We start from the raw sequence: 25,613 nt of genomic DNA, 5'->3' as shown, positions 1-25,613 counted from the left end.
TGAGTACACCAGCCTGGCACGGGCCAATGGCTCGAAAGTCGACTGAGCGAACCGCTGAGCGAACCGACTTGCCCACTGTGGCGGCCCGCAAGACCCACACGAAGCCGGGTACTGACCGGCGGCGTACAAACCACTATGCAAGGAGACCTGAACGTGACCACACTCGGAGAGCTCAATGAGATTTCCCTGGACGCACCGGACGGCACTGCACCGCCACGCAGGCTAAATGCTCGCGACTACAAGACCCTGGCCCTTGCCGCCCTCGGCGGCACGCTTGAGTTCTACGACTTCGTCATCTACGTCTTCTTCGCCACTGTGCTGGGGGCGCTATTCTTCCCGGCCAACATGCCAGACTGGCTGCGGCAACTGCAGACGTTCGGCATCTTCGCCGCTGGTTACCTGGCACGCCCGCTGGGCGGCATCGTGATTGCACACTTTGGTGACCGGCTCGGCCGCAAGCGCATGTTCACCCTCTCGATCTTGCTGATGGCCGCGCCCACGCTGATTATCGGCCTGCTGCCCACCTACGCCAGCATCGGCGTAGCGGCGCCGCTGCTGCTGCTGGCGATGCGCGTGCTGCAGGGCGCGGCCATCGGTGGCGAGATGCCCGGTGCCTGGGTGTTTGTCGGCGAACACGTGCCGAGCCGGCATTACGGTTTCGGCATCGGCACGCTGACGTCTGGCATCACCGGCGGCATTCTGCTGGGTTCGCTCGTTGCCGTCGCCATCAATCGCCATTACTCGCCTGCGCAGGTGAGCGATTTCGCCTGGCGCATTCCCTTCATCCTGGGCGGCGTGTTCGGACTGGTGTCCGTGTACCTGCGCCGGTTTCTGCACGAGACACCCGTGTTCCGCGAGTTGGCTAGCCGCAGCAACCTGGCGCGCGAATTGCCAATCCGCACCGTGCTGCGCGAGCACCGCTCGGCCAGCCTGTTCGTCGCCCTGCTGACCTGGGTACTTTCTACCACTATCGTCGTGGTGGTGCTATACACGCCCGCCTACCTCCAGAAGGTGCACCACATTCCCGCCGCGCTCGCGCTCGAGACCAATGCTTTCGCCACCCTGACGCTAACCATCGGCTGCGTGATCGTCGGTTGGGCGAGCGACCGCATCGGCACCCGCGCCGTCATGCTTATCGGCTGGGGCGGCCTGTTCGCGGCCGCTTACCTTTTCTACAGCAGCCTGCCGGGCACGCCTGCCACGTTGTTCTGGCATTACGGGCTGCTGGGCCTGTTTGTCGGCACCATCGCCACCGTGCCGATTGCCGCAGTGCGCGCCTTTCCCGCACCGGTGCGCTTCACTGGCCTCTCGTTTGCCTACAACATGTCGTACGCCGTCTTTGGCGGCCTCACGCCGATTCTCCTCACGCTCTGGCTACAGCACGACACCATGGCACCTGCTCACTACGTGGCAGGTCTGGCAGCTGTCGGGTTCTCGCTAGCGCTCTGGCCACTAACCAAGTGCGGCCATGCCATGCGCAATGGCGTGGCTAGCACGGGTCGGTGACTGTTTCCGGGCTGGTCGGCTGGCTGTCGGCTTCCTGTCGCCTTGCCTCTGGCTCGCCATACCTGGCCACGTCGGTCGATAACGATGGAGCTACGAAATGAACGCTACTGAAAACACGCAACAAGTCCGCCTGCTGACGCCCGCCGAGCTGGCTGTGTGCATCACGGTGTTCCGCGATGCGCGGCAATGGTCACAGGAGCAGTTGGCCGCCATCTCCGGGCTCAACGTGCGATCCATTCAGCGCGTCGAGCAAGGTTGGTCCGCCTGCCTCGACACCCGCCGCGCCCTTGCCAGCGCGTTCGAGTTCGCGGACATCGACGCGCTCAACAAGCCATTCGCCATTCCATCCGAAGACGAACTCAAGGCTGCGCAAGAACAGTTCGACCAAGAGCACGACACCTTCGCGGCGATTCCGCTGACCACGGGTAAGCAGTTGGCCAAGCTGGCGGAGACCTGCCCAATGGTCATGTCGGAACTGGCTTTCGAGATGAGCCGCGAAGTGGACGAACGCTTCGCCGCGCTGATGGAATATTTCCGCAACTACAGGGATTGCGCCGATGCCTACACCGAAACGCAGAAGTTAGAGGTGTACGACGAGATGCAAGCCAACATCGACGTGCTCAAGACGCTTGGCATCTCGCTACGCTACGCCGAGCGCGCGGTGCTGGTGAAGTGGGGATCCGACCCGGACAGCACGCCTATGCCAGTTAATGTCCTCTACGTGATCGGCTTTCCGCTCGGCAAGGAACCCGAGCTATTCGCAACGCCAGAGTCTGCCGGCATCCGCCTGTAGGCAGGAGGCAACGACCATGATCCAGCCCCTTATTACCGCCGAACAACGCGCGCAACTGCTCGCAAACGGCCAAGCGTACGCAGCCGGCCATGCTGGCGACCCGCTGCCTGTGGTGCGACTGTTTACTCCGGACGCGCATGCGACCTGGCTACTGGCAGCGCTCGACCCGGCTGATGGTGACACCGCCTACGGCCTGTACGACGTGGGTATCGGCATGCCCGAACTCGGCCATGTGAAGCTGTCCGACCTTGCATCCATCGTCGGGCCGCTCAAACAGTCGATTCTTCGCGATCTGTACTTCCGGCCAACACGGCCGTTATCGGCGTACGCGCAGCTGGCTCAGCTCAACGGTTCGATCATCGACTGATCGAACCGGCTGGCCCAGGTGGGCCGGCCTGACACAGGCTGCTGCGGCGCCCTATGTCTCTTCTCTTCTGTGGTGCGGTATTACCGCGTCACGGGGCGGCATTGCGCCTGCCATGTCTGTCAGATGCAGATCAGACGACGCCTTCGCCAGCGTAGGTGGATATCAGGCAGCGTATTACGTGATCCCTGGATGGTAGAAGTTCGACGCGAGCGGATGCCTTTTTCAGGGTCCCGATGTGGGCAATTTTTGCTATGCAGTTCGTGAAGAGCCTTAGGGCGGGAAGCGGGATAACCGGTATGCAAAGCCGGAAATTTCCAGCGGGAATTTACCGGAGAACCGCACCAGTGCCAGATACCTTGAAAGCTTGGGAAGCTAAGGTAATAGCCATGATACGACGCCCGCCAACCCGGGATTCTATGCGGATTTCTGGGGAAAGCGCTGGCGGTATGTGTGCCCATTACCAGAATAAGTGGCATATAAGGCACTAAAAATGCAGTGTCTTACCAGGTGGAAATCGCCTTTGGCGTAAAGACCGGCAATCCGATCCCGGCCGCCGCGTCCGTCAGCGGCTCGATCTCTACCAACGGCCGCTCGGATTCCACCTTGCCGAATATGGCGGCAAACGGTATGTCCGCGGCATCCCGGCCGGTGCCGATGCGAAGCAGTCCCGTGGGGATGGAAATCCCCGAAGGATCCAGCAGGTACCAGCGGTGCGACAGGTAGATCTCCACCACCGCATGGAAATCCGGCGCCCCCATGCGCACATCCGCGCCGTAGTCGAGGCTGCTGGACATGCGCGCCGGGATGCTCAGCGCACGGCACAGGGCGATCATCAGGTGGGCGAAATCCCTGCAGACCCCGGTGCGCTCCACGATGGTATCGGCCGCGGAGGTGCGTTCGTTGGTGGAGCGCGACAGGAAGCGCACGTGATTGCGTACCCACTCGCGGATGGCGTAAACGCGTGAATAGCCCGGGTGCATGCCGCCGAACTCGCGGTTGGCGAATTCCATCAGGCGGTCGGATTCGCAGTAGCGGCTTGGCGCCAGGTATGGCAGGACATCGGAGGGCAGCTCGGCGATGGGCACCTCCGACAGCTTATTGCCATCTTCGAGGTGATGAGCGATGTCGACGATCGCCTCATAGCGGATGCCGAGACGCCCCTGTGGCGCGCGCAGCCTGAGCAGCCGGTTGGCCAGTACCGGGTCGGTGTAGCGGGCAGCCTCGATCGCGGGCGGAATCGTCAGATGCTCCGAAACGATGGACTGCCTGGGCGTGCTCGCGGCTTCGATATTGAGCAGGAAGTCTGCCATAGGATCGAGGACCTCGTAGGACAGGCTTACCGCATACCTGAGTCGGTTCATCTGGTGGTCCGGTTGGCGAGGACTGCCACAAGAAGGCGGTTCCCCGGGATGAGGAAAACGGCGCTGTGTGCGTTTCCAGTGTAGTGCTGCCGTACGCGCGGCAAGGGCGCGTTGCGCCAGTCCGGGTGCGGGCCGGGCCTCATGCCGGCATCTTACTGGTGGCCGGAAAGGCCATGGCGGGCACCTATACTGCCGATGGCGGCAGCTCGCTGCCAAGCTTTTTCCGCCGGGCAACGACCTGTCCCATGGAACGGAGGTAGCCATGCAAAGAGAAGTTGTCGTTGGCCAGTATCTGGTTTCGATCCAGGCGCAGCCAAAATGCGAGGCCGGCGAGTTCGGCAAGGTCACGGGATACTCTGTGCGGTACACCCTGGCGCGCACCGACGGTACCCCGGTACGCCCGGGTTTTCTGACGGTGAACTCCTATGAGCTCAACGTGGGTACGGACCTTTTCCCGACCGTGGAATCCGCCCTTGACCATGGACTCGCCAAGGCTCGCGACGATATCGCGACATTCGATGCACAGCAGCAGGCTGCCAGCCGTAGTGGCGAGGCCAACCAAGGTTGAAGTACTGGCCGCGGCCACAGGCGTCGATTGACACTGCGGGCCAGCGTATAGTTGCTGGCAATCTGGCGCACGGCAGCGTGATGCCATAGCCCAACCCGCAACGTCAGGACGCCCACACCTTGACCACGGATCTTTTCGCCCGCTTTGAAGCGGAATGTCTGCCGCGCATTGCCGAGACCATCGGCAAGCTGCATCGGCGCGTGCAGCTCCACACCTTGCCGGCCGATGGCCCAAACCGGCCCGCGCGCCTGCGCCTGACTGGCGACGGGCCGGCCGACCTGCGGCGCCATCCATTTGCCCTCGACATCACCCTGGCCTGGGACGGGCTCGAAGTGCAGCGGTTGTTCGCGACCGGTGGCGAGGCGCGCTTTGCTGGCTATCTCGCGGCGCTGCCGGGCAAGCTGCGCGCGTGGCAGGAGCCGCGCGGCATCGACTTTGGCTCGCTGTCGCAGGTGGACCCGGCGATCCTGATCGGCGGGCTGGATTTCGAGCACTGAAGCGCCACGCAGGCGCGGTTTGTCAGGCCGATACCCGCAGCCGGCACACCGCGCTTTCCGTTTGCCCCGGTTCGATCCACCGCAGCCCGTGGCCGTGGTGGATGGCATCGGGCAGTCCCACCCACGGTTCCACACAGTAGAAGTCCGAAGCCTCGCTCTCGGACCACGTCGTCACGGCATGCCACGATGCGCTGCCGGGGAGGTCGAGTTCGAAGGCGATGGTGCGAGCGGGCATCGCCAGCGTGGCGGCGGGGCCGTCGGTAAAGACGTGGAAGGTGTCCTGCAGGCGTGGATCGTCGAGCCGGTATGTCGTCTCGCCGGCTTCGGCGGGGCCAGGCTTGCCATCGGGCAACTGGCGCACGCGATCGGCGCGGGCCAATCCCAGGGACGCGGAGGCGCGCTGCGTGTGCGGCAAGGCGAAATAGAAATGATGGCCCGGGTAGCAGGGCAGGCGCCGCTCGCCGGTATTGGTGGTGCGCAGCGTGACTTCCAGCCCGTCAGGCAGCAGAGCGTAGACCGCGTCGAAGACAAACGCGTACGGGTAGCCCGCCCGCGTCGCATCGCCCTCGCGCAGCGTCATGGTGATCGCCTGTGCATCGATGGCGCTGATGTCGAAGGGTAGGTCGCGTGCAAAGCCATGCTGCGCCAGCGTATGCACGACACCGCTCTCGTCCCGCCATTGTCCGGCATTGCCCTCGACGAAATGCCTGCCGATAAACGGGAACAGCAGCGGGTTGCCCCCGCGCACCTTGGCCGGGCGGCTCCAGTCGGCGTTGCCGGGCCAGTGGAGGATGTCTTGCCCGCGATGCACCCAGCGGACCAGGCGGCCGCCGTGTCGCGGGGCCAGCAGCAGGAAGGAGTCGGCATCGCCGACCCGGACCAGCGGCTGGCCCTGGAAGTCTTGTGTCGGAAGCAATGGCATGTTGATCGTTGGCGCAGCGCCGGTCGCGTGCCGCCCGGCGCAGCCGCCATGATAAGCCAGCGCGCTGGCGGCAGCGGTCTCAGCTGGTGGTGTAGATGGTGCTGCGCACCAGCGGATACACCTGCGTCTCCCACCGCCTGCCGTTGAATACCCCATAGTGCCCGACCCCGGTCTGCACGTGATGCATGCGCATGTAGGGAGGCAGGTCGGTGCACAGCTCCTGCGCGGCCACGGTCTGGCCGATCGCGCAGATGTCGTCGCGCTCGCCTTCGACGGTGAGTAGCGCGGTGCGGTGGATGGCGCGCGTGCTCACACGGCGCCCGCCCACGTCGAGCAGGCCCTGCGCCAGCAGGAAGCGCTGGAAGATCAGGCTGACGGTTTCCAGGTAGAACTCCGCCGTCAGGTCCATGGTGGCGAAGTACTCGATGTAGAAGTCGCGGATGGTGTCGGCCTTGTCGTGCTCGCCGCGCTCGCGCAGCGCGTAGAGCTCGCGCAGCGCCTGTTCGTGCCGCTCCAGGTTCATGCTCATGAAGGCCAGCAACTGCACGTGGCCCGGGTAGACGCGCCGCGCCGCGCCGGCAAAGCGCAGCGGCACCATGCCGATCAGCGTGCGCTCGAACCAGTCGAGGGACCGGCTGGTGGCCAGCTCGTTGACCTTGGTTGGGTTGACGCGCGCGTCGATGGGGCCGGCCATCAGCGTCAGGCTGGGCGGCTGGGCGGGGTCGCCGTCCTCGGCCATGATGGCCGCCGCCGCCAGCGCCGCCACGGTAGGTTGGCAAATGGCCACCACGTGTGTTCCGCCGCCCAACGCTTGCAGGAAGCCGATCAGGTGTTGCACGAATTCATCGAAGCCGAAGCGCCCGGCCAGCAAGGGAATGTCGCGGGGGTTGTGCCAGTCGGTGATATAGACGTCGTGGTCGGCCAGCATGGTCTGGACCGTGCCGCGCAGCAGCGTGGCGAAGTGACCGGACATTGGCGCCACCAGCAGCACGCGCGGCTGGCCGACGATGCCGTGGCGGCGGAAGTGCAGCAGCGAGCAGAACGGCGTGCGCGCGACGACCTCCTCGGTGACCTGCACCGGCCGTCCACCAACAGTTGCGCTGTCGATGCCGAAGGCGGGCCGGTGGTGCGTGAGCCGCGCCAGCGCGATGAGCTCGCAGACCGCGTGCAGGCGGTGCGCGGCGTCGAAACCGGCTGGCCTGGGGCTCGCCGCCAGCGTCGCGGCAGCCAACTCCGCCACCGTGCACGCCGGCAGTATCATGTCCGCGTAGGTCTGGTACGCCTGGTACAGCATCGCTCGGCCCCCGTCATTCTGGTTTCCGTATGCCGCAATATATATGCCATCGGCACGCGCTTGGCACGCGCTTTGCGCGGTGCCACGCGAAAGGCGGGCACGAGCGTGCACAAGTTGTGCAAGATGCGCCTGCGGCAGCTGTATCGCGCCGCATTGTGGCACGAACCGGGCCGCCGCGTCAGACTGGTGCCGCATGAGCGCACCGCATAGGTGCGCGGCGCGCTGGCCTCAGGATGCGACACCGATATCGCGAACGCGCCGGCGGGCTCCGAGGCGCGGCTAAGGAGGCGTGATGAGCAAGACCACACTCACAATCAGCAGCAAGACCTATTCTTCGTGGTCGTTGCGCGGCTGGTTGCTGGCGCGCTTTGCCGGCCTGGAATTCGAGGAAGTGCTGGTGCCGCCCGACGACGCCGCGGCGCGTGCCGAGATCCTGCTGCTGTCCCCGTCGATCCTCGTTCCCTGCCTGCGCCACCAGGGCGTGACGGTGTGGGACACGCTGGCGATCGCCGAATACCTGAACGAGATCCGCCCCAAGGCCGGCCTGCTGCCGGAAGACCGCGCCGCGCGCGCTCACTGCCGCGCCATTTGTGGCGAGATGCACTCAGGGTTTGCCGCGATGCGCTCGGCGCTGCCGATGAACCTGAAAGGGCATTTCCCGGGGATGAAGGTGTGGTCGCGTGCGCAGGCGGACATCGACCGCATCACGGCGATCTGGACCGAATGCCTGACGCGCTACGGCGGGCCTTACCTGTTCGGCACGCGCACCATGGCGGACGCCATGTACGCGCCGGTGGTGACGCGCTTTGTCACGTACGGCGTGATGCTCGATCCGGAGCCGGTCGCCTATTGCAAGCAGATCCTGGCGATGCCGGAGCTGCAGGAATGGATTGCGGCGGCGCGCGAGGAACCCGACGAAATCAGCGAACTGGATGTGGAGTTCTAGCGGCCGCGCGCTAACGCTACACCGTGGTGGATTCGGCTTGCCGCGCCTTCAGGAAACGCGCGGCGTAGTCGAAGTACCAGTCGAGCGTATCCGGGTTGGCCATCGCGTCGCGGTTGGCGATGCTCTGCGGCGCATGGCCGAGCAGCAACTTCTTGATCGGCACTTCCATCTTCTTGCCCGACAGCGTGCGCGGCACGCCTGGCACCTGCACGATTTCGTTGGGCACGTGGCGCGACGACAGTGCGTCGCGGATGCGCGCGCGCAGTGTGTCGCGCAGTGCATCGTCCAACACCAAGCCTTCACGCAGCACGACGAACAGCGGCATATAGGATTCGCGGCCCAGGTATTCCAGGTCGACCACCATGCAGTCGAGCACTTCCGGCAGGTCTTCCACCACGCGGTACAGCTCGCTGGTGCCCATGCGGATGCCGTGCCGGTTGATGGTCGCGTCCGAGCGCCCGTAGATGACCGCGCCGCCTCGCTTTGTGATCTTGATCCAGTCGCCATGCCGCCATGCGCCGGGATAGGTGTCGAAATAGCTGTCGCGATAGCGCTTGCCATCGGTGTCGCCCCACAGGAACAGCGGCATCGACGGCATCGGCTCCGTGCACACCAGTTCGCCGACCTCGTCGATCAGCGGCTGGCCGCTGTCGTCGAAGGCCTGCACCTTGGCGCCCAGGCAGCGGCACTGCATCTCGCCGGAGTAGACCGGCAACAGCGGGCAGCCGGCGACAAACGATCCGGCGAAGTCGGTGCCGCCCGACATCGGCACCAGCCAGATGTCTTCGCGCACATGGCGGTAGATCCAGTCGTAGGCCTCCACCGGCAGCGGCGAGCCGGTCGAGCCCAGCCCGCGCAGGCGCGACAGGTCGGCAATGCGCGCCGGCTCGATGCCGGCCTTCATGCAATTGGTGAAGAACGCCGCGCCGCCGCCGAACATGGTCACGCCGGCATCGTCGACGAAGCGCCACAGCACGCCCGCATCCGGGAAAGCCGGGTTGCCGTCATACAGCGCGATGGTGGTGCCCAGCAGCAGCCCGGCCACCTGCGCGTTCCACATGATCCAGCCGCTGCTGCTGTACCAGTGGAAGACGTCGTCCGGGCCGAGGTTGTTATGGAAGGCCATCAGCTTGAGCTGCTCGATGACGATGCCCCCATGGCCGTGCACGATCGGCTTGGGCATGCCGGTGGTGCCGGACGAATAGACGATCCACAACGGATGGTCGAACGGCACCGGCTCGATCGCCAGCGGCAGGTCGTGCGCCAGCACGTCCGGCCAGGCATGCATGCGCACACCGGCGGGGGGCGGCGCGGTGCTGCCGATCTGCGGCACGAGCACCAGGTCGGTCAGTGAGGGCAGGGCGGCGACCAGTTCGGCCACCACCGGGGTGCGGTCGAAGGCCTTGCCGCCGTAGCGGTAGCCGTCGACGGCGATCAGGACCCTGGGTTCGATCTGGCGGAAGCGGTCGGTTACCGCCACCTGGCCCATGTCGGGCGCGCAGCCGGACCACACCGCGCCGAGGCTGGCCGTGGCGAGGAAGGCGACGATGGTGGCGGGGATATTGGGCAGGTAGCCGGCCACGCGGTCGCCGCGCTGCACGCCCATCTGGCGCAGCGCATGCGCGACCGACGCGACCTGGGCTTCGAGCGTGGCCCAGCTCACTTCGGCCAGCGGCTGCGCCTCGGCGGCGTAGCGGATCGCGGCGCGCTGGCGCGCGTCGCCGCTGCCGGCGTGGCGGAACACCTGTTGCACGTAGTTCAACGTCGCGCCTTGGAACCAGCGCGCGCCCGGCATGGTGCGGCGATCCAGCACCCGCGCCGCGGGCGTGTCGAAATGCACGTCGAAATAGGCGTGCACGGCGTCCCAGAAGGCTTCCAGCTCGGTAACCGACCACTGCCACAGGCCGTCGTAGTCGTCAAAGGCCAGCCCGCGCTCGGCCCGCAGCCAGCGCATGAAGGCGGCGATCTGGCTGCTGTCGCGGAACGCCTCGGAAGGCGTCCACATCAGGTTCCCTTCGGTGAGAGGGGCGGGGGTGCTCATGTCTCCTCCTCCTTGGGCCCGTCTGGCGCGGGCATTGGATGGTGGCGATGGTTATTCCGGGCGCCTGTGGCGGCACCCGGCATCAGCCTGCCATGATAACGGCGCTTGGGCTCGGCTGCCCGTCAGTTCCCTGCCGGCCGCTCGAACAGCGATTCCCACATGGTGTCGACCTTTGCCTTGACCGCGGCATCCATCCTGATGGGCGTGCCCCATTCCCGCGTGGTCTCGCCGGGCCACTTGTCGGTGGCGTCGATGCCCATCTTGGAGCCGAGGCCGGACACGGGCGAGGCGAAGTCGAGGTAGTCGATGGGCGTGTTGTCGACCAGCACCGTGTCGCGGCTCGGATCGACGCGGGTAGTGATGGCCCAGATCACTTCCTTCCAGTCGCGTACGTCGATATCGTCATCGACCACCACGATGAACTTCGTATACATGAACTGCCGCAGGAAGCTCCACACGCCGAACATCACGCGCTTGGCATGGCCGGCGTACTGCTTCTTCATGCGCACCAGCGCCATGCGGTAGCTGCAGCCTTCGGGCGGCAGGTAGAAGTCGGTGATCTCCGGGAACTGCTTCTGCAGCAGCGGCACGAACACCTCGTTCAGCGCCACGCCCAGCACCGCCGGTTCGTCGGGCGGCTTGCCGGTGTAGGTGGAGTGGTAGATCGGGTCGCGCCGCATGGTGATGCGCTCGATGGTGAACACCGGGAACCAGTCCTGCTCGTTGTAGTAGCCGGTGTGGTCGCCGTACGGGCCTTCCAGCGCATGCTGGTAGCCGGAGGGGTGGTTCGGGTCGGGCTGGATATGGCCTTCGAGCACGATCTCGGCCGACGCGGGCACGCTCAGCTCGGACAGCGTCGGCGTGAGGCAGCCGGCCAGCGCGGTGCGGCTGCCGCGCAGCAGGCCGGCGAACTGGTATTCGGACAGCGTATCCGGCACCGGCGTCACCGCGCCCAGGATGGTGGCCGGGTCGGCGCCCAGCGCCACCGCGATCGGGAAGGGCTTGCCGGGGTTGGCCAGCGCATGCTCGCGGAAGTCGAGCGCGCCGCCGCGGTGCGCCAGCCAGCGCATGATGACCTGGTTGCGACCGATCACCTGCTGGCGGTAGATGCCCAGGTTCTGGCGCTTCTTGTGCGGGCCCTTGGTCACCACCAGGCCCCACGTGATCAGCGGCGCCGCATCGCCGGGCCAGCACGTCTGGATCGGCAGCTTCGCCAGGTCGACGTCGTTGCCTTCCCATACCACCTCCTGGCAAGCCGGGCTGCTGACGCGCTTTGGTGCCATATCCCACACAGATTTGGCGAGCGTGAAGAGCTTGCCGGCCTCGCGCAAACCGCGCGGCGGCTCCGGTTCCTTCAGCGCTGACAAGACCCGGCCGATGTCGCGCAGGTCGTCCATCGATTCGGCGCCCATGCCGAGTGCGACTCTGTGTGTCGTACCGAACAGATTGGCCAGCACGGGGACGCTATAGATACCTCCATCGGTGCCGGCACCCGAGGGTTTCTCGAACAGGACCGCGGGGCCACCGGCGCGCAGCAGGCGGTCGCAGACTTCGGTCATCTCCAGGTTGGGCGCGACGGGCCGGGCGATGCGCCGCAGCTCGCCGATGCCTTCGAGCTGGCCGATGAAATCGCGCAAGTCTTTGTATTGCATAGTGAATTCTGTTGTGGTGCGGGGCCGGGGGAAGGCGTCCGCAAGACGGCGTCCAAGTCGGTGACGATACACATTCACCGGCGCCGCGGCAAAAAAAATCGTCAAAGCGAAGCCGCGTAAATTGTAAGTTTTTTGTCTCTGACAGCGTACTTTTCCCGGCGACCAGCCAAGGCCAGGCCTGCGTTTGCGGGCAATCGGGTGATCCGATGCCGACATGGTGACCATTGTTACAAATAACTAAAAGTAGTATAAGACGTAGTTTTTATTCTTGACGAGATATAACAGCGTTCCTACAATCCGGTCTTGCTCAAGGAGTGTTGCGTTGCAACATGGATTTTCCCCCTGTGTCAAGGGGTGCACATAAAGAAAACGTGCTTGAAAGTCCCTCCAGCAAGGACCGATGTCTGGACCCGAGCGGGCCGACCGGTCGCCTCCGGCGGCGTGCCGGAGTAGTGAGTTTGTCGTGGCAGGGTGCGCTCCCCCAGAGCGTACGCTGTTTCCAGTTGGGCGCACGGGGAGCGCCTGCCAACAGATGCTTGGTCGTCACTGCTAGACGGCGCGGCATCCTTACTTGAGTACGTTGAGATCGGGCGCTTGCCGCAGTCTGGCATGCGAAGCGGGCAACGGATGGAGGTAAGCATGAGCGGTTGGAAAACCCTTCATCTTCCCGGCATCGGGCGTGCCTTGCAGGTTCGCCTCCGACAGCCGGTACCCGGAGTGAGGCGGGCATTGCAGGTCCGTCTCGCGCATCCGGTCGCGGGCCGCGCGTTGCGCGGTGGCCGCACAACATTGAAGTACGCGCTGAACGGCCTCGGCGTGATGGCGGTGGTCTCGGCCATCTCGCTGTCGCTGAGCCAGGAATGGCGCACCACGCTGGCTGCCTTGCTGGCTGGCGACGAGGCTCCGGCCGTGCTGGTCAGCGCTGCCGTGCCAGCCGCGCCTGCCGTGGCGGCCGCCGCTGCGCCCAGCCATAGCGTGCCGCCGAGTTCGGCGGACGTTGCCGCGACCAAGCTCGGCCTGGGCAGGGCCGGCCTGCCGACGGTGTCGGGCGTGGACGAACACAGCCTGGCGGCATCCGGCAAGGTGCCGTCGGTCGCGCACCTCGCCGCGCAGATCCCGGTCACGCGCGTGGCGCAGGACGCCCGCAACACTGCCACGCTCGGCTCCGCGCGCGAGCAGGCGGCCGTGGCCGACTATATCGCCCGCAAGTACCGCGTGGCGGCGCAGGCCACCGCGCAACTGGTCAAGGCGGCCTACCTGACCGGCCGCGAGGTCGGCATCGATCCGCTGCTGATCCTGGGCGTGATCGCGATCGAGTCCAGCTTCAACCCGTACGCCGAGAGCGGCGTGGGTGCGCAGGGCCTGATGCAGGTCATGACCAAGGTGCACCGGGACAAGTACGAAGCCGTCGGCGGCGTGGCCGCGGCGCTCAATCCGTACGCCAATATCAAGATCGGCGCGCTGGTGCTGAAGGACTGCATCGCCCGCGCTGGCTCGATCGAGGGCGGGCTGAAGTACTACGTCGGCGCCACCACCAGCACCGACGGCGGCTATGGCGCCAAGGTGCTGGCCGAGCGTGCCCGCCTGCGCCAGCTGCTCGGTGTGCGCGGCGCGCCCGCCAATGCCGACAAGCCCATCGAGGTCAAGGCCCCGGCCGAGCACCAGGCACCGACCGAGAAGCTGGAAGCCAACAACGGGCCGCACAACGCCTGACGCCAAGCTCCACTGGCAGCGCCAATAAGAAAAGCACCCTGCGGGGCTAGCCGTTAACAAAAAATGTTGAAAACGTAGAAAAAACACCCTGGGATCCTTGTCAGGCCTAGGGTCGCTCTTCCCAAGCTGCCAACGAATTTGTCGGCAGCTTTCTTCTGAAGCCTCCCCCTCAAGTCTGGCTCGCCGGAGGAGACGTCCATGTCCTTTCCGCCTTGACCGCCGACCAGATCCGCGCCGGGCTGGCCGCGAAACACGCCGAGAAGACGAAGGCACGATGAGGACCTATCCCGTCGAATTCACGCCAGAGTTTCGGGAGCAGATTGAAAACCTCTACGACTACATCGCCGAGGAGGCTTCGCCGGACATTGCGGAGAGGTACACCGGCGCGATCGTCAGCTATTGCGAGAGCCTGTGCACGTTCCCGCATCGAGGCACGATGCGGGACGACCTGCTGGTTGCGTATCACCCACTACAAGGGCAGAGCCGCGATCGCCTTCGCTGTCGATGAAGATTCCGCCAAGGTTTCTATCATTGGTCTTTTCTACGGTGGCCAGGACTACGAATCGATCCTGCGCGACACCGACTGATCGAGCCCCACCCACTGCCTGCAAAGAGCCAAAAACTGGGGCACCAGCCAGCCTTAATTGCCTGGCGCCCCAGTTTTCAACACTTTTTGTTAACGGCTAGCCTGCGGGGTGCTTTTCTTTTGCCTGCCTGGCGCGTTGTGCCGCTCAGGCGAACAGCTTGCCCAGCCGCGCCATCGCCTCCTCGATATTCTCGCGCGAGGTCGCATACGAGATCCGGATGTAGTCCCTGGCCGTATGCGGCCCGAAATCCTGCCCCGGCACCATCACCACGCCCGCGTCGTACAGCATCGCCTGCGTCAGCCGGTCGGCATCGCCGGCGGCGGGGTGGTTGACGCCGCGGCAGTCGGCGTAGACGTAGAAGGCGCCGTCCGGGCGCACCGGCACGCGCAGGCCGAGCGACTCCAGCGCCGGCACGATCAGGTCGCGGCGGCGGCGGAATTCGGCCTTGCGTTCGTCGTAGATCGCCAGCGCTTCCGGGGTAAAGCAGGCCAGCGCCGCGTACTGCGCCACGGCCGATGCGCAGATAAACAGGTTCTGGGCGACTTTCTCGAAGGCCTCGACCAGCGCCTCCGGCACCACCAGCCAGCCCAGGCGCCAGCCGGTCATGTTGAAGTACTTGGAGAAGCTGTTCACCGTGACCACGTCGTCATCCAGGCTCAGCGCCGAGACCGGCGGGGCGTCGTATGACAGGCCCTGGTAGATCTCGTCGACAATGGCAAAGCCGTTGCGGGCGCGCACGGCCTGCAGGATGCGGGCGAGCTCGTCCGGCAGGATCGAGGTCCCGGTCGGGTTGGAGGGCGAAGCCAGCAGCACGCCGCGTGTTTGCTCGCGCCAGTTGGCCTCGACCTGTGCGGCGGTCAGCTGGAAGCGCTCGGCCGGGCCGCTCGGGATCATGCGCGCGGCGCCGTCGAAAGCGGCGACGAAGTGCCGGTTGCACGGATAGCTGGGGTCGGGCATCAGCACCTCGGCGCCGATCTCGACCAGCACCGCGCACGCCAGCAGCAGCGCGCCCGAGGCGCCGGCGGTGACGATTACGCGCCGCGCCGGGATATCGAGCCCGTAGGTGGTCTTGTAATAGCCGGCGATGGCCTCGCGCAGCGGGTGGATGCCGAGCGCGCCGGTGTATTGCGTGACGCCGCGGCGCATGGCAGCTTCCGCCGCCCGCACCACGGGCTCGGCGGCGGTGAAGTCAGGCTCGCCGATGCCCATGTGCACGATGTGGCGACCGGCGCGCTCCAGTTCGGCGGCCTGCTTGGCCAGCTCCATCACGTGGAAGGCTTCGATATTGGCGAGGCGGGAGGCGGTGGCAAGGCGCTGCAGGTCCATGGTGATCCGGGGTTCAGCAAAAGTGTTGGTAGGAACGAAAACACCCGCCTGGGCGGGTGTCGTCTTCATCCGGGGCGCGCGGGCGCCCCGTGATGCATCGGCCGGCCGCGCAGGCCCGGCCTGGGTCCGGCTGCTTGCGGCTCAGCGGCGCGCCGCGACCTCGGCCGCGCGCACCTGGGCGGCGAGCTTGTCCAGCACGCCGTTGACGTACTTGTAGCCCTCGACGCCGCCGAAGGTCTTGGTCAGCTCAACCGCTTCGTTGATCACAACCTTGTACGGGATGTCGGTGCAGTGCACCAGCTCGTAGCTGCCGACCAGCAGGGCGGCGCGCTCGACTGGCGACAGCTCGTCCACGGTGCGGTCCAGGAAGGGCTCGAACGCAGCGGTCAGGCGGGCTTCCTCGCGCACGGCGCCGTTGAGCAGCGCGTCGAAGTGCTCGCGGTCGGCTTTGTTGAAGCCCTGGGCGTCATGCAGGTGGGCCTGGATCGCGCCGATATCGTTGCGGTTCAGCAGCCACTGGTACAGGCCCTGCAGCGCTAGTTCGCGTGAGCGGCGGCGCGCGCTCTTGGGCGGCGCCTTGGCTTCGGTGCGGGCCGCGGCCTTGCCGCCGGCCGGCTTGCCGGCGTCATTGCTGGACGTATCACTCATCGTCGTCCTCGTCTTCGTCCTGGCCGCGCAGCGAATCCAGCGCGACGACCAGGTTGGCCATCTCCACCGCGGCGCGGGCGCAGTCGCGGCCCTTTTCGCGGGTGCGGGCGTGGGCCTGCTCGTCGGTGTCCACGGTCAGGATACCGTTGGCGATGGGCACGTTGAAGTCCAGGCCGACGCGGGTAATGCCGGCGCCCGACTCGTTCGAGACCAGCTCGAAGTGGTAGGTCTCGCCGCGCACCACGGCGCCCAGGGCGACCAGGGCGTCAAACTGGCCGCTCTCGGCCATCTTTTGCAGCGCCAGCGGCACTTCCAGCGCGCCGGGGACGGTCACCACCAGGGTGTCCTCGCCTTCGACGCCGAGCTTGTCCAGCTCGGCCACGCAGGCTTCCAGCAGCTCGGTGCAGACCGGCTCGTTGAAGCGGGCCTGCACGATGCCGATACGCAGGCCTTCACCGTCGAGGTTGCTGGGGTAGAAGCCGTGATCCATTGTTCAGTTCTCCAGTTTTCGGGTTCGGCAGGGGCGCCGTTGCGCCGCTGCAGGTGTGTTCGGGTGGCCCGGGCTCAGTCGGCCTGGCCGGTCATCGGTTGGTAGCCGGTCACTTCCAGGTCGTAGCCAGTCATGCTGGGCATGCGCTGCGGCGAGGCCAGCACGCGCATCTTGCCCACGCCCACGTCCTTGAGGATCTGCGCGCCCATGCCGTAGGTGCGCAGGTCCGGCTTGCGGCGCGGGCGCGACTGCGGCGTGTCCAGCGCGCTGAACTGCGTGAACAGCTGGTCGGCCGAGTCGCCGCAGTTCAGCAGCACGATCACGCCGCTGTCGGCCTCGGCGATGGCTTTCATCGCCGCCGGAATGCTCCACGAATGCGTGGTGCACTTCACTTCCAGCAGGTCCAGCACCGAGAAGGGCTCGTGCACGCGCACCAGCGTCTCCTGCTCCAGCACCGGCATGCCCTTGACCAGCGCCAGGTGCGCCTGGCCGGTGGGCTTGTCGCGGTAGGCGATGCTGTGGAAGGTGCCGTAGGGCGTCTGCATGGCGCGTTCGCCGACGCGCTCGATGATGCTCTCGGTGCGGCTGCGGTAGTGGATCAGGTCGGCGATGGTGCCGATCTTGAGGTTGTGCTCTTGCGCAAACTCGACCAGGTCCGGCAGGCGGGCCATGGTGCCGTCATCCTTCATGATCTCGCAGATCACGGCGGCCGGCGTCAGGCCGGCCAGCGCGCCCAGGTCGCAGCCGGCTTCGGTATGACCGGCGCGGATCAGCACGCCGCCGGGCTGGGCCGTCAGCGGGAAGATATGGCCGGGCTGGACCAGGTCGGAGGCCTTGGCGTCGCGGGCGACGGCGGCCTGCACGGTGCGGGCGCGATCGGCGGCCGAAATGCCGGTGGTCACGCCCTCGGCCGCCTCGATCGACACCGTGAAGTTGGTGCCGTGCTGGGTGCCGTTGCGGCTGACCATCGGGTGCAGGTTCAGCTGGCGGCAGCGGTCGGCGGTCAGCGTCAGGCAGATCAGGCCGCGGCCGTGCTTGGCCATGAAGTTGATGGCTTCCGGCGTGACGAAATCGGCAGCCAGGACCAGGTCGCCTTCATTTTCACGGTCTTCCTCATCAACCAGGATAACCATGCGGCCGGCACGGATGTCGGCAATGATGTCTTCGGTACGGGCGATTGTCATGGCGTGCTGGACGGCAAATTGAAGCGAAACGGGCGAATGAAGCGAAGCGTAAGCGGGCAGGGTGGCCGCTTTTGAATGCAGCCGGACTGAGGCGGGGCGTCGGGGCCGGGCCGGCCAGGTCATATACGCCCGGCAGGTTGCCCAGTCAAGCCGGCTATTGTACGCCAAGGCAGGCAAGGCAGGAGCGGACGGCGCCGGAAAGTGCGGCGCCTGCCCGAAGCGGGTGGGGCGGGGAGGGGTAATGCCGGGTTGTGCCGGGTTGTGCCGGGTTGTGCCGGGTTGTGCCGGGTTGCCCGGCAAGCGGCAGGCCGCCGCCGGGCCATGCCGGTGACTACGCGGCGGCAGCCAGCGGCGTGTTGCCAGCGGAGCTCGCGCGCAGGCGCGAGGTCCTGGCGATGCGCGACTTGGCCGCGCGGGTCGCGTCGGCCAGCGCCAGTTCGCGTGTCAGGAAGCCGGCGTCGCGCCGGGTGAACCTGGCATGCGCGTCCAGCGCATAGGACCACTCCCAGCTACCGAACGTAACTTCGGACAGCGTCACGACGACGTGGCATTTCTGATAGAAAAAGCTCTCATTCATTGTCAATTCCGGTTGGTGACGGCACGTTGGCCGTGGCCGAAGGGCCATGCGGGCCAGTGGCGGTCCGCCAGCCAGCCGCGGTTGGGCAGCAGGCCATTGTGTGGGGCGTTGTGCGGGTCGATGTTCGGGGCCGCGCTGGCCGCGCCCAGCTCCTTGGCGGCCTCGCACAGCTGTTCCCTGGCATCGCTTGCGCAGGCGCAGATCATCAGCATCTGGCCCTCCGCCATTTGCCGGTACTGCCGCCGCAGAGGGGCGCGCGTGACTTTGGCACCGAGCACGCCGCCAAGCCAGCCTCCAATCACGGCGCCCAGCGCCATGGCGCCGACACACGCCACGACACCCGCCGCCACGCTCGCCGGTGTGCCATAGCGGAACACCACCCACGCTGCCAGCAGCGCTCCGATGACGAGGCCGCCCATCGTGGCGCCATCGCGGTACGTGGTCTGGCCGGCGTCCGGTGCAGGCAAGCCGTCGACGGGCTGGTGGTCGACCCGGGAGAACCATGGCCCCGTGATGCGGTCAGGCGCATCCGCCAGTTCGCCCAATCGCGTCTGCGCGCGCCTGGCCGTATCGATGTCGTCCAGCCGGAAATAGAGCAGCGTGCGCATGGTGGTACCTCACTTCGGGTCAGTTGAACTTGCCGTGGAACCACGGAAAGCCGGCGTAGCGCCTAGTGCCAGGACGCCGGAATTGCCTGGGTAATGGCAGGGATGGTGTCTGCAGCCGGGGCCAGCCCTGGTCGACGGCGCTATCCCAGTCGATCAGCAGCGTGACGGCGCGGTGCATGCGGGTGGCGGTCAGCCGGACCAGGCCCGCGCTGGTGTGCGTCCGGGTAGTCGGGTGCCGGCCGCGCAGCAGGCGCATGGCCGGAACCATCCGGTAAATGATCTTGGTCGCGTGAACTGGCACGGTGCCTCCTTCAAGGGTGGCCGGGCCGGCCGGCGGATGCGCGCAGCGGGGCGGCATGAGGGTGGGCGGGATGCCACTGCGACCAGCTCAGCGCAAGCATCCGGGTCCCGTTGCCGAGGATCAGCAGGGCATCCGAATCCGCGCGCCATCCGGGCGCCAGCCTCCACGGCCGGGCCAGGCCGCCGAAGACGGCGCGGATCAACGCGGCGATCGGCTTGCGCAGGGCGGTGGGCGGGAACCTGACCAGTTCTCCGGCGAGGTCGCCGGCAAACGAAAATAGCGGCGGAAGCGTCAGTTCGCGGGCGAACGGGGGACGCGGCAGGGCAGCTTGCATGGAGGTTCCGGAAGTCCCCGTGAGTGACTTCAGGAGTCACCGGTCCTAAGACGTTGTCGAGGGGGAAGCCCGGAAACGAGTTGCGTGCGCCTGGGGGCATACATGCCCTGACGGCGGAGCCTAACCAGTGTAGGCCCGGGCGGGCCACGAACCCAGCACACTTACAACAAAGGGGCACAGGCCCCGTATTGCGCACCCCGCTGCCGGTCGGGGGCGTGGATTGCTCAGCCTGCGCAAGGGCCCTTGCCGGGCGGCAGAGGAAGTTAATCGCCACAGAGGCGGGCTGCCAGCGTATGCTCAGGGAAGAAGGGAACGAGGCCTGTCCCGGATCCGCCGGATCAGAGATCCGGCGCTACGTTCTTCGAATCAAGGCGCCAGCCTGACCGCGCCCGCAGGCTTTGCATAACCAAGGGAGGCAAACATGTCGGAAGCAACCATTTCGAGGCAGATCAAGAACAAGGCCGAAATCCGCGCCATGGTGCGCGCCGAGCAGGCGAAGATCCCGGCCTGCGAGGGCACCTGCTTTGGCGATGTGGTCTGTCACGCGCCAGACGCCAGCGGCTGCAACTGGAGCCTGTCGACGATGGAAGGCGGCAACAGTGCCGCCTGTGTCGAAGCGATCCGCCCGTTCACTGACCAGCTGCGCGCGTTGTACAACGTGCCGGACGAAGGCAAGTAGCCGCCTCGTTCTTCGCTGCCCTGGCCGCTTACGACGCGGCCTGGCCTGCCGACAGCATCCGTTCCACGTACCGGGCGATCAGGTCGATCTCCAGGTTCACGCGCGCGCCCGGCTTGAGCTCCTGCAGCGTGGTGACTTCCACGGTGTGGGGAATCAGGTTGATGGAAAACACGCAGCCGTCGGCTTCATCGCTGACGCGGTTGACCGTCAGCGACACGCCGTTGACCACCACCGAGCCCTTGTAGGCCAGGTAGCGCGCCAGTTCGCGCGGCGCGCGGATGCGCAGTTCATGCGATTCGCCAACCGGCGCGAAGTGCACGACTTCGCCCAGGCCGTCGACATGCCCCGAGACCAGGTGGCCGCCCAGGCGGTCGGCCAGGCGCAGCGCCTTTTCTAGGTTGACGCGGCCGGCGCGCTCCAGCCCGACGGTCTTGTCGAGCGATTCGCGCGAAACCTCCACGTCGAAGCTGTCGGGGCCCATGGCGATCACCGTCATGCAGGCGCCCTGGATGGCGATGCTGTCGCCGATGATCACATCCAACAGGTCCAGCCCGCCGGCGGCGATGCGCAGGCGCACGCCGGCATCGGTGGCGCCCAGCGGGGTAACGGATTCAATGCGGCCGACCGCCGCGACAATGCCTGTAAACATGATGGTGTCTTCTGCTTTCGTGAATCTTGGGTATCTGGTGGATAGGCGCAGTCCGATGCAAGGCCTCACGCATCGTTGCGCCGCGCGATCAGCCGCAGGTCGTCGCCGATCTGCCGGATCTCGTGCCAGCGGAACTGGGCTGCGTCCTGCAGCCGCGCCAGCGGCGGCAGGTTGAACATGCCCTGGGCGTCGCCCAGCAGCTTGGGCGCCAGGTAGATCAGCAGCTCGTCGGCACAGTGCTCGCGCACAAGCGAGCCGTTGAGCTTGAAGCCGGCTTCCACGTGCAACTCGTTGATGCCGCGCCGGCCGAGTTCTTCCAGCATCTTGCGCAGCTCGACCTTGCCGTGGGGATTGGGCAGCACCACCACTTCGGCGCCGCGCGCGGTCAGCGCCCGCTGGCGTTCGCGGTCTTCCACCGCGCAGAACACGAGCACCGGCTTGGCGAACTCGCCGGTGTCGGGCGTCAGGATCTGCGCGTCGAGCGGCACTTCCAGGCGCGAATCGACAAGCACCCGCTGCGGCTGACGCGGCGTGGCGATTGCGCGTACGGTCAGCGCCGGGTTGTCGTCGCGCACCGTGCCGATGCCGGTCAGGATGGCGCAGGCGCGCGCGCGCCAGGCATGGCCGTCGTCGCGCGCGGCCTTGCCGGTGATCCACTGGCTGGTGCCGTCGTGCAGCGCGGTGCCGCCGTCCATCGACGCGGCCACCTTGACGCGCACCCACGGCAGCCCGCGCGTCATGCGCGAGACAAAGCCGATGTTCAGGTCGCGCGCTTCCTTTTCCAGCAGGCCGCAGCGCACGTCGATGCCGGCGTTGCGCAGCCGCTGCAGGCCGCGCCCCGACACCGAAGGGTTGGGATCTTCCATCGCCGCCACCACGCGGGCCACACCCGCTCGCACCAGCGCATCGGCGCACGGCGGCGTGCGCCCGAAATGGCTGCACGGCTCGAGCGTGACATAGGCGGTGGCGCCGGAGGGGTCCAGGCCGCGCGACAGCGCATCCTTTATCGCCTGGATCTCCGCATGGTCCTGGCCTGCAGGCTGGGTATAGCCCTGGCCGATGACCTGGCCACCCTTGACCAGCACACAGCCGACGCGCGGATTGGGCGTGGTGGTGAACATGCCCCGCGCGGCGAGCGCGAGTGCCTGTTGCATGGCGGCGTGGTCGGTATCGGAAAACATTGCGCCTGTAGCTCTTGGCCGGTTTGCTGTCGATCGGAGGGTGTCTTTCCAGGGTCACGGCGGCTCCGGGCCGTCCGCTGCGTCGCAATCGCTGTCGCGCTCCGGCGTGCAGAGCCGGATGCGCCCCTGCGCGCCAAGACGGACCTGGCGCTGCGCGCCGCGACAACTGAGCGAGAAGGTGGCAGCCTGGAAGCCGCCCTGCTCCGACCGTGAGTATCCCACAGCTGTGAAGCGCACCGCATGGCTGCCACGCGCGGTCTGCCGCAGCGCAACCCGCAGGCATGGCGCGGCGGGCTCGACCACGGACAGCACGGTTGCGGCCGCCCCGGCCGCTCCGGCCTCGCTTGCCGCCACCACCTGCCAGCCCTGGTCCAGGTCCTGCCGTCCGTCCAGCGGCTGAAGCGCCACATCGACGCGCCGTGCCATCGCCATCGAGCGCGCGAGCGCCAGAGACGCCGCCAGCCGGTCGACGGCCTGGTCGACGGTCTGGCGGGCGAGCAGGCCGGTGTAGGCCGGCCAGCCGGCTGCGGCCAGCACGGACAGGATAGCCAGGCTTGCCAGCAGTTCGGCCAGCGTCAGGCCGCCGCAAACGGGCAGGGCGTTAGTCCGCACGTCAGCACTGCGCCGGCAGCCGCCGGGGGCTGTCTTTGCCCTCCGGCCGGGACAGCCACTGGCCGGTGCTGCGCAGGATCAGCACGCCGCAGCGCGGGTCCGCGAACAGCGGCGCGGTATGCAGTTCGACGCAGACATCGAGGCTGGTGGCCGGGCACGGGCCGGCAGAGACAGCATGGCGCGCGGCCGGCCGCCGGCACCAGGCGCGGCCAGTCGCCCGCGACGGCGTCGCCGCCGGCCTGGGTGGCGAAGCTCATCGCGACTGCGGCATGCCGTTCGAGCTCGATTAGGGCGCCGGCCAGTTCCGCCCGCGCCTGGGCGCGCCAGCCGCGCATCAGGTGCTCGGTCCAGGCCGGTACGGCCAGCGTTGCCAGGATCGCCAGCACGGTGAGTACGAGGATGTGGCGGACGCGTGCGGCATCTACCTGCTCGCCCAGGCGGGCACGCGCCTGAACACGGTCGGGGCCAACCCGGCCGTGTACCTGCAGAACTGCTGGGAGCGGTAAGAAGCGAGGGGGAAGGGCTAGCGCTTGCTGTTGCCCGCGGTCACTTCCGCGAGCACGTCGGAGAACTCCGACACATCCTCAAAACTCCGGTACACCGAAGCAAAGCGGATATACGCAATCTTGTCGAGCTTGCGCAGCTCGCGCATCACCAGTTCGCCGACCTGGCTGCTGGGGATTTCCTTCTCGCCCAGCGACAGCAGTTTCTCTTCGATCCGGGTGATGGCTTCATCGATGGCCTCGGCCGAAACCGGGCGCTTGCGTAGCGCCAAGCGCATCGAATCCTTCAGCTTGGCGCGCGTGTAGTCCACGCGCGAACCGTTTTTCTTGACGATGGCGGGGAAGAACAGCTCGATCCGCTCATAGGTGGTGAAGCGGCGGTCGCAGGCCTCGCAGCGGCGGCGCCGGCGCACGGCATCGCCGTCTTCCGACATGCGCGTGTCGAGTACCTGGGTATTGGAATGACCGCAAAAGGGACATTTCATGCCGGACCACCTTCAGTTGAACCCCGTCGCCTTGTCCGTGTTGTCGTTCTTCGGTGGCGGGGGCGGGTTGGCCAGGCCCGCAAGCCGGGCGCCGGATGACGGCGTGGCTTGCGGGGCTGCCGGCCGCCCCCACGACATGCGGGGGCGGCCTCGATGCATCAGCCGTAGACCGGGAAACGCTTGGTCAGGGCGGCCACCTGCTCGCGCACGCTGGCGATGTTGGCGGCGTCGTGCGGGTTGTCCAGCACATCGGCGATCAGGTTGCCGACGACGCGGGCTTCTTCTTCCTTGAAGCCGCGCGTGGTCATGGCCGGCGAGCCCAGGCGGATGCCCGAGGTCACGAACGGCTTTTCCGGATCGTTGGGGATGGCGTTCTTGTTGACGGTGATATGCGCCTCGCCCAGGATGCGCTCGGCTTCCTTGCCGGTGATGTTCTTGGCGCGCAGGTCGACCAGCATCACGTGGCTTTCGGTGCGGCCCGAGACGATGCGCAGGCCGCGCGCGATCAGGGTCTCGGCCAGCACGGCGGCGTTCTTCACCACTTGCTGCTGGTATTCCTTGAACTCAGGCGTCAGCGCTTCCTTGAACGCCACCGCCTTGCCGGCGATCACGTGCATCAGCGGGCCGCCCTGGATGCCGGGGAAGATGGCCGAGTTGATGGCCTTCTCGTGCTCGGCCTTCATCAGGATCACGCCGCCGCGCGGGCCGCGCAGGCTCTTGTGCGTGGTGGTGGTGACGAAGTCGGCGTGCGGCACCGGGTTCGGGTAGACGCCCGCGGCGATCAGGCCGGCGTAGTGGGCCATGTCGACCATGAAATAAGCACCGATCGACTTGGCGACCTTGCTGATGCGCTCGAAGTCGATGCGCAGCGCGAAGGCCGAGGCACCGGCGATGATCAGCTTGGGCTTCTTCTCTTGGGCCAGCTTTTCTAGTGCGTCGTAGTCGATGTCTTCGCGGGCGTTGAGGCCGTAGCTGACCACGTTGAACCACTTGCCGCTCATGTTCAGGGCCATGCCGTGGGTCAGGTGGCCGCCTTCGGCCAGGCTCATGCCCATGATGGTGTCGCCCGGCTTGAGCACGGCGAAGAACACGCCCTGGTTGGCCTGCGAGCCCGAGTTGGGCTGCACGTTGGCGGCGTCGGCGCCGAACAGCTGCTTGACGCGGTCAATGGCGAGCTGCTCGACCATGTCGACGTATTCGCAACCGCCGTAGTAACGCTTGCCGGGGTAGCCCTCGGCATACTTGTTGGTCAGCTGCGAACCCTGCGCGGCCATCACGGCCGGCGAAGTGTAGTTTTCGGAGGCGATCAGCTCAATGTGATCTTCCTGGCGCTGGTTTTCCTTCTGGATGGCGGCAAAGACCTCGGGGTCGATCTGGTCGATCGTAAAACGGCTGCGTTCGAACATGGCGAAACTCGTCTGAAAAAGGGAATCCGATTAGCGCATCGGGGGTAGGGCGCGCGGGGAAGGCTGATGGCGTCCGGTACCGGCGGTTCTATATATGACCGTCGCTACAGGGCGCACCCTGCTTCCCATTCGCTGCCCAGGCGAGCGGCAGGCATGACTCACGTCAACGCCAAGGCGTAAGGAACTTCACGCCAGAGAACTTGCGCTTCCTCGTGGTAGTACCCACTGACATCGCCAGTCGCGCAAGGTGGAATGGTTGCGCGCAGTGTAGCGCGGAGAGTGCGCCCGCCGCAAGCCGTCGGCCCGCCAGCCAAGCCCTGGCAAGGGCTGGCCAGCAACTTGCTGTTGCAAACTAGTCGTGCGGGTTTACACGAAGCGCCAGC

The 25,613-nt window shown here is 66.5% G+C and carries 26 protein-coding genes, 1 pseudogene and 1 riboswitch; of the genes and pseudogenes, 9 read left to right on the top strand and 18 right to left on the bottom strand.

Features of this window, described 5'->3' with window-relative positions:
- The first annotated feature begins 135 nt into the window (after positions 1-135).
- The 3 genes from K307_RS41685 to K307_RS41675 all read left to right on the top strand — a co-directional run bounded on the left by K307_RS41685 (position 136) and on the right by K307_RS41675 (position 2,666).
- A complete protein-coding gene (locus K307_RS41685) occupies positions 136-1,506 on the top strand; it encodes an MFS transporter (RefSeq protein ID WP_051975416.1) in 1,371 nt (456 codons plus the stop codon).
- Between the two features lie 97 nt (positions 1,507-1,603).
- Positions 1,604-2,299: a helix-turn-helix domain-containing protein gene (locus tag K307_RS41680; RefSeq protein WP_042886858.1), complete on the top strand. Its 696-nt coding sequence runs from the start codon at positions 1,604-1,606 to the stop codon at positions 2,297-2,299.
- A gap of 16 nt (positions 2,300-2,315) precedes the next feature.
- Positions 2,316-2,666: a DUF2958 domain-containing protein gene (locus K307_RS41675; RefSeq protein WP_042886857.1), complete on the top strand. Its 351-nt coding sequence runs from the start codon at positions 2,316-2,318 to the stop codon at positions 2,664-2,666.
- A gap of 500 nt (positions 2,667-3,166) precedes the next feature.
- Here K307_RS41675 and K307_RS41670 read toward each other — a convergent pair whose 3' ends face one another.
- Positions 3,167-4,027, bottom strand: coding sequence for a transglutaminase-like domain-containing protein (locus K307_RS41670; protein WP_042886856.1), 861 nt, complete (start codon positions 4,025-4,027; stop codon positions 3,167-3,169).
- Positions 4,028-4,289: 262 nt separating this feature from the next.
- On the opposite strand from K307_RS41670, the gene K307_RS41665 reads away from it, so the two are divergent.
- Together K307_RS41665 and K307_RS41660 are read left to right on the top strand one after the other, a co-directional pair.
- On the top strand, positions 4,290-4,595 hold the full coding sequence (locus tag K307_RS41665) for a hypothetical protein (RefSeq protein WP_051975415.1): 306 nt from the start codon (positions 4,290-4,292) through the stop codon (positions 4,593-4,595).
- Between the two features lie 119 nt (positions 4,596-4,714).
- A complete protein-coding gene (locus tag K307_RS41660; protein WP_042886855.1) occupies positions 4,715-5,092 on the top strand; it encodes a DUF5594 family protein in 378 nt (125 codons plus the stop codon).
- Positions 5,093-5,114: 22 nt separating this feature from the next.
- On the opposite strand, the gene K307_RS41655 is transcribed toward K307_RS41660, so the two are convergent.
- Both K307_RS41655 and K307_RS41650 read right to left on the bottom strand, forming a co-directional pair.
- Positions 5,115-6,014: an aldose epimerase gene (locus K307_RS41655; RefSeq protein ID WP_042886854.1), complete on the bottom strand. Its 900-nt coding sequence runs from the start codon at positions 6,012-6,014 to the stop codon at positions 5,115-5,117.
- Between the two features lie 79 nt (positions 6,015-6,093).
- A complete protein-coding gene (locus K307_RS41650) occupies positions 6,094-7,308 on the bottom strand; it encodes a polyhydroxyalkanoate depolymerase (protein WP_042886853.1) in 1,215 nt (404 codons plus the stop codon).
- A gap of 292 nt (positions 7,309-7,600) precedes the next feature.
- Here K307_RS41650 and K307_RS41645 point away from each other — a divergent pair, with 292 nt between their 5' ends.
- Positions 7,601-8,254, top strand: a complete 654-nt coding sequence (locus K307_RS41645; protein ID WP_042886852.1) for a glutathione S-transferase family protein — start codon at positions 7,601-7,603, stop codon at positions 8,252-8,254.
- Between the two features lie 16 nt (positions 8,255-8,270).
- Here the strand turns inward: K307_RS41645 and K307_RS41640 are convergent, their stop codons facing one another.
- A complete protein-coding gene (locus K307_RS41640) occupies positions 8,271-10,295 on the bottom strand; it encodes an acetoacetate--CoA ligase (RefSeq protein ID WP_051975414.1) in 2,025 nt (674 codons plus the stop codon).
- Between the two features lie 122 nt (positions 10,296-10,417).
- Positions 10,418-11,947: a 4-hydroxy-3-polyprenylbenzoate decarboxylase gene (gene ubiD / locus K307_RS41635; RefSeq protein WP_042886850.1), complete on the bottom strand. Its 1,530-nt coding sequence runs from the start codon at positions 11,945-11,947 to the stop codon at positions 10,418-10,420.
- Positions 11,948-12,586: 639 nt separating this feature from the next.
- On the opposite strand from ubiD, the gene K307_RS41630 reads away from it, so the two are divergent.
- Together K307_RS41630 and K307_RS41625 are read left to right on the top strand one after the other, a co-directional pair.
- Positions 12,587-13,660: a transglycosylase SLT domain-containing protein gene (locus tag K307_RS41630; RefSeq protein ID WP_042886849.1), complete on the top strand. Its 1,074-nt coding sequence runs from the start codon at positions 12,587-12,589 to the stop codon at positions 13,658-13,660.
- 274 nt (positions 13,661-13,934) lie between these two features.
- A pseudogene (locus tag K307_RS41625) lies at positions 13,935-14,247 on the top strand (type II toxin-antitoxin system RelE/ParE family toxin).
- Positions 14,248-14,391: 144 nt separating this feature from the next.
- Here K307_RS41625 and K307_RS41620 read toward each other — a convergent pair.
- The 8 genes from K307_RS41620 to K307_RS41585 form a co-directional block, all read right to left on the bottom strand.
- Positions 14,392-15,573, bottom strand: a complete 1,182-nt coding sequence (locus K307_RS41620; RefSeq protein WP_042886847.1) for a pyridoxal phosphate-dependent aminotransferase — start codon at positions 15,571-15,573, stop codon at positions 14,392-14,394.
- Positions 15,574-15,714: 141 nt separating this feature from the next.
- Entirely contained in the window at positions 15,715-16,221 is a 507-nt protein-coding gene (gene nusB / locus K307_RS41615) for a transcription antitermination factor NusB (RefSeq protein ID WP_042886846.1), read from the bottom strand.
- Positions 16,214-16,711 (bottom strand): 6,7-dimethyl-8-ribityllumazine synthase, encoded by a 498-nt coding sequence (gene ribH, locus K307_RS41610; protein WP_022536225.1) that lies wholly within the window; start codon positions 16,709-16,711, stop codon positions 16,214-16,216. Before ribH ends, nusB begins: the two co-directional genes overlap by 8 nt.
- A 74-nt stretch (positions 16,712-16,785) precedes the next feature.
- Positions 16,786-17,895 (bottom strand): bifunctional 3,4-dihydroxy-2-butanone-4-phosphate synthase/GTP cyclohydrolase II, encoded by a 1,110-nt coding sequence (gene ribBA / locus K307_RS41605; RefSeq protein WP_042886845.1) that lies wholly within the window; start codon positions 17,893-17,895, stop codon positions 16,786-16,788.
- 331 nt (positions 17,896-18,226) lie between these two features.
- On the bottom strand, positions 18,227-18,472 hold the full coding sequence (locus tag K307_RS41600) for a hypothetical protein (RefSeq protein WP_042886844.1): 246 nt from the start codon (positions 18,470-18,472) through the stop codon (positions 18,227-18,229).
- Between the two features lie 2 nt (positions 18,473-18,474).
- Positions 18,475-19,080: a hypothetical protein gene (locus K307_RS41595; protein WP_042886843.1), complete on the bottom strand. Its 606-nt coding sequence runs from the start codon at positions 19,078-19,080 to the stop codon at positions 18,475-18,477.
- 19 nt (positions 19,081-19,099) lie between these two features.
- Positions 19,100-19,381 carry a hypothetical protein gene (locus K307_RS41590; protein ID WP_042888097.1) on the bottom strand — a complete coding sequence of 94 codons (282 nt, stop codon included), beginning with the start codon at positions 19,379-19,381 and terminating at the stop codon, positions 19,100-19,102.
- A gap of 10 nt (positions 19,382-19,391) precedes the next feature.
- Positions 19,392-19,715, bottom strand: a complete 324-nt coding sequence (locus K307_RS41585) for a hypothetical protein (RefSeq protein ID WP_042886842.1) — start codon at positions 19,713-19,715, stop codon at positions 19,392-19,394.
- A gap of 436 nt (positions 19,716-20,151) precedes the next feature.
- On the opposite strand from K307_RS41585, the gene K307_RS41580 reads away from it, so the two are divergent.
- Entirely contained in the window at positions 20,152-20,394 is a 243-nt protein-coding gene (locus K307_RS41580; protein ID WP_041681567.1) for a hypothetical protein, read from the top strand.
- A gap of 28 nt (positions 20,395-20,422) precedes the next feature.
- Here the strand turns inward: K307_RS41580 and K307_RS41575 are convergent, their stop codons facing one another.
- From K307_RS41575 to glyA, 5 genes are all read right to left on the bottom strand, one after another.
- A complete protein-coding gene (locus tag K307_RS41575; protein ID WP_042886841.1) occupies positions 20,423-21,043 on the bottom strand; it encodes a riboflavin synthase in 621 nt (206 codons plus the stop codon).
- A 65-nt stretch (positions 21,044-21,108) separates the two neighbouring features.
- Entirely contained in the window at positions 21,109-22,224 is a 1,116-nt protein-coding gene (gene ribD / locus K307_RS41570) for a bifunctional diaminohydroxyphosphoribosylaminopyrimidine deaminase/5-amino-6-(5-phosphoribosylamino)uracil reductase RibD (RefSeq protein WP_042886840.1), read from the bottom strand.
- A gap of 54 nt (positions 22,225-22,278) precedes the next feature.
- Positions 22,279-22,836, bottom strand: a complete 558-nt coding sequence (locus K307_RS41565) for a GspH/FimT family pseudopilin (RefSeq protein ID WP_042886839.1) — start codon at positions 22,834-22,836, stop codon at positions 22,279-22,281.
- Between the two features lie 523 nt (positions 22,837-23,359).
- The gene (gene nrdR / locus K307_RS41555) at positions 23,360-23,824 is read right to left on the bottom strand and encodes a transcriptional regulator NrdR (RefSeq protein WP_022536207.1); all 465 of its coding nucleotides are present in this window, start codon (positions 23,822-23,824) and stop codon (positions 23,360-23,362) included.
- A gap of 158 nt (positions 23,825-23,982) precedes the next feature.
- Positions 23,983-25,230: a serine hydroxymethyltransferase gene (gene glyA / locus K307_RS41550; protein WP_042886836.1), complete on the bottom strand. Its 1,248-nt coding sequence runs from the start codon at positions 25,228-25,230 to the stop codon at positions 23,983-23,985.
- 127 nt (positions 25,231-25,357) lie between these two features.
- Positions 25,358-25,482, bottom strand: a riboswitch (ZMP/ZTP riboswitch).
- Between the last annotated feature and the right edge of the window lie 131 nt (positions 25,483-25,613).

The organism is Cupriavidus necator A5-1, from assembly GCF_000744095.1.
Taxonomy (GTDB): Bacteria; Pseudomonadota; Gammaproteobacteria; order Burkholderiales; family Burkholderiaceae; genus Cupriavidus; species Cupriavidus necator_A.
The sequence above is the reverse complement of the archived record's forward strand: the minus strand, read 5'-3'. Positions and strand labels throughout refer to the sequence as shown.

Coding starts and splice junctions, on each gene's coding strand:
- K307_RS41685 (WP_051975416.1), top strand. CDS start 136: ATGCAAGGAGACCTGAACGTGACCACACTCGGAGAGCTCAATGAGATT.
- K307_RS41680 (WP_042886858.1), top strand. CDS start 1,604: ATGAACGCTACTGAAAACACGCAACAAGTCCGCCTGCTGACGCCCGCC.
- K307_RS41675 (WP_042886857.1), top strand. CDS start 2,316: ATGATCCAGCCCCTTATTACCGCCGAACAACGCGCGCAACTGCTCGCA.
- K307_RS41670 (WP_042886856.1), bottom strand. CDS start 4,027: ATGAACCGACTCAGGTATGCGGTAAGCCTGTCCTACGAGGTCCTCGAT.
- K307_RS41665 (WP_051975415.1), top strand. CDS start 4,290: ATGCAAAGAGAAGTTGTCGTTGGCCAGTATCTGGTTTCGATCCAGGCG.
- K307_RS41655 (WP_042886854.1), bottom strand. CDS start 6,014: ATGCCATTGCTTCCGACACAAGACTTCCAGGGCCAGCCGCTGGTCCGG.
- K307_RS41650 (WP_042886853.1), bottom strand. CDS start 7,308: ATGCTGTACCAGGCGTACCAGACCTACGCGGACATGATACTGCCGGCG.
- K307_RS41645 (WP_042886852.1), top strand. CDS start 7,601: ATGAGCAAGACCACACTCACAATCAGCAGCAAGACCTATTCTTCGTGG.
- K307_RS41640 (WP_051975414.1), bottom strand. CDS start 10,295: ATGAGCACCCCCGCCCCTCTCACCGAAGGGAACCTGATGTGGACGCCT.
- ubiD (WP_042886850.1), bottom strand. CDS start 11,947: ATGCAATACAAAGACTTGCGCGATTTCATCGGCCAGCTCGAAGGCATC.
- K307_RS41630 (WP_042886849.1), top strand. CDS start 12,587: ATGAGCGGTTGGAAAACCCTTCATCTTCCCGGCATCGGGCGTGCCTTG.
- K307_RS41620 (WP_042886847.1), bottom strand. CDS start 15,573: ATGGACCTGCAGCGCCTTGCCACCGCCTCCCGCCTCGCCAATATCGAA.
- nusB (WP_042886846.1), bottom strand. CDS start 16,221: ATGAGTGATACGTCCAGCAATGACGCCGGCAAGCCGGCCGGCGGCAAG.
- ribH (WP_022536225.1), bottom strand. CDS start 16,711: ATGGATCACGGCTTCTACCCCAGCAACCTCGACGGTGAAGGCCTGCGT.
- ribBA (WP_042886845.1), bottom strand. CDS start 17,895: ATGACAATCGCCCGTACCGAAGACATCATTGCCGACATCCGTGCCGGC.
- K307_RS41600 (WP_042886844.1), bottom strand. CDS start 18,472: ATGAATGAGAGCTTTTTCTATCAGAAATGCCACGTCGTCGTGACGCTG.
- K307_RS41595 (WP_042886843.1), bottom strand. CDS start 19,080: ATGCGCACGCTGCTCTATTTCCGGCTGGACGACATCGATACGGCCAGG.
- K307_RS41585 (WP_042886842.1), bottom strand. CDS start 19,715: ATGCAAGCTGCCCTGCCGCGTCCCCCGTTCGCCCGCGAACTGACGCTT.
- K307_RS41575 (WP_042886841.1), bottom strand. CDS start 21,043: ATGTTTACAGGCATTGTCGCGGCGGTCGGCCGCATTGAATCCGTTACC.
- ribD (WP_042886840.1), bottom strand. CDS start 22,224: ATGTTTTCCGATACCGACCACGCCGCCATGCAACAGGCACTCGCGCTC.
- nrdR (WP_022536207.1), bottom strand. CDS start 23,824: ATGAAATGTCCCTTTTGCGGTCATTCCAATACCCAGGTACTCGACACG.
- glyA (WP_042886836.1), bottom strand. CDS start 25,230: ATGTTCGAACGCAGCCGTTTTACGATCGACCAGATCGACCCCGAGGTC.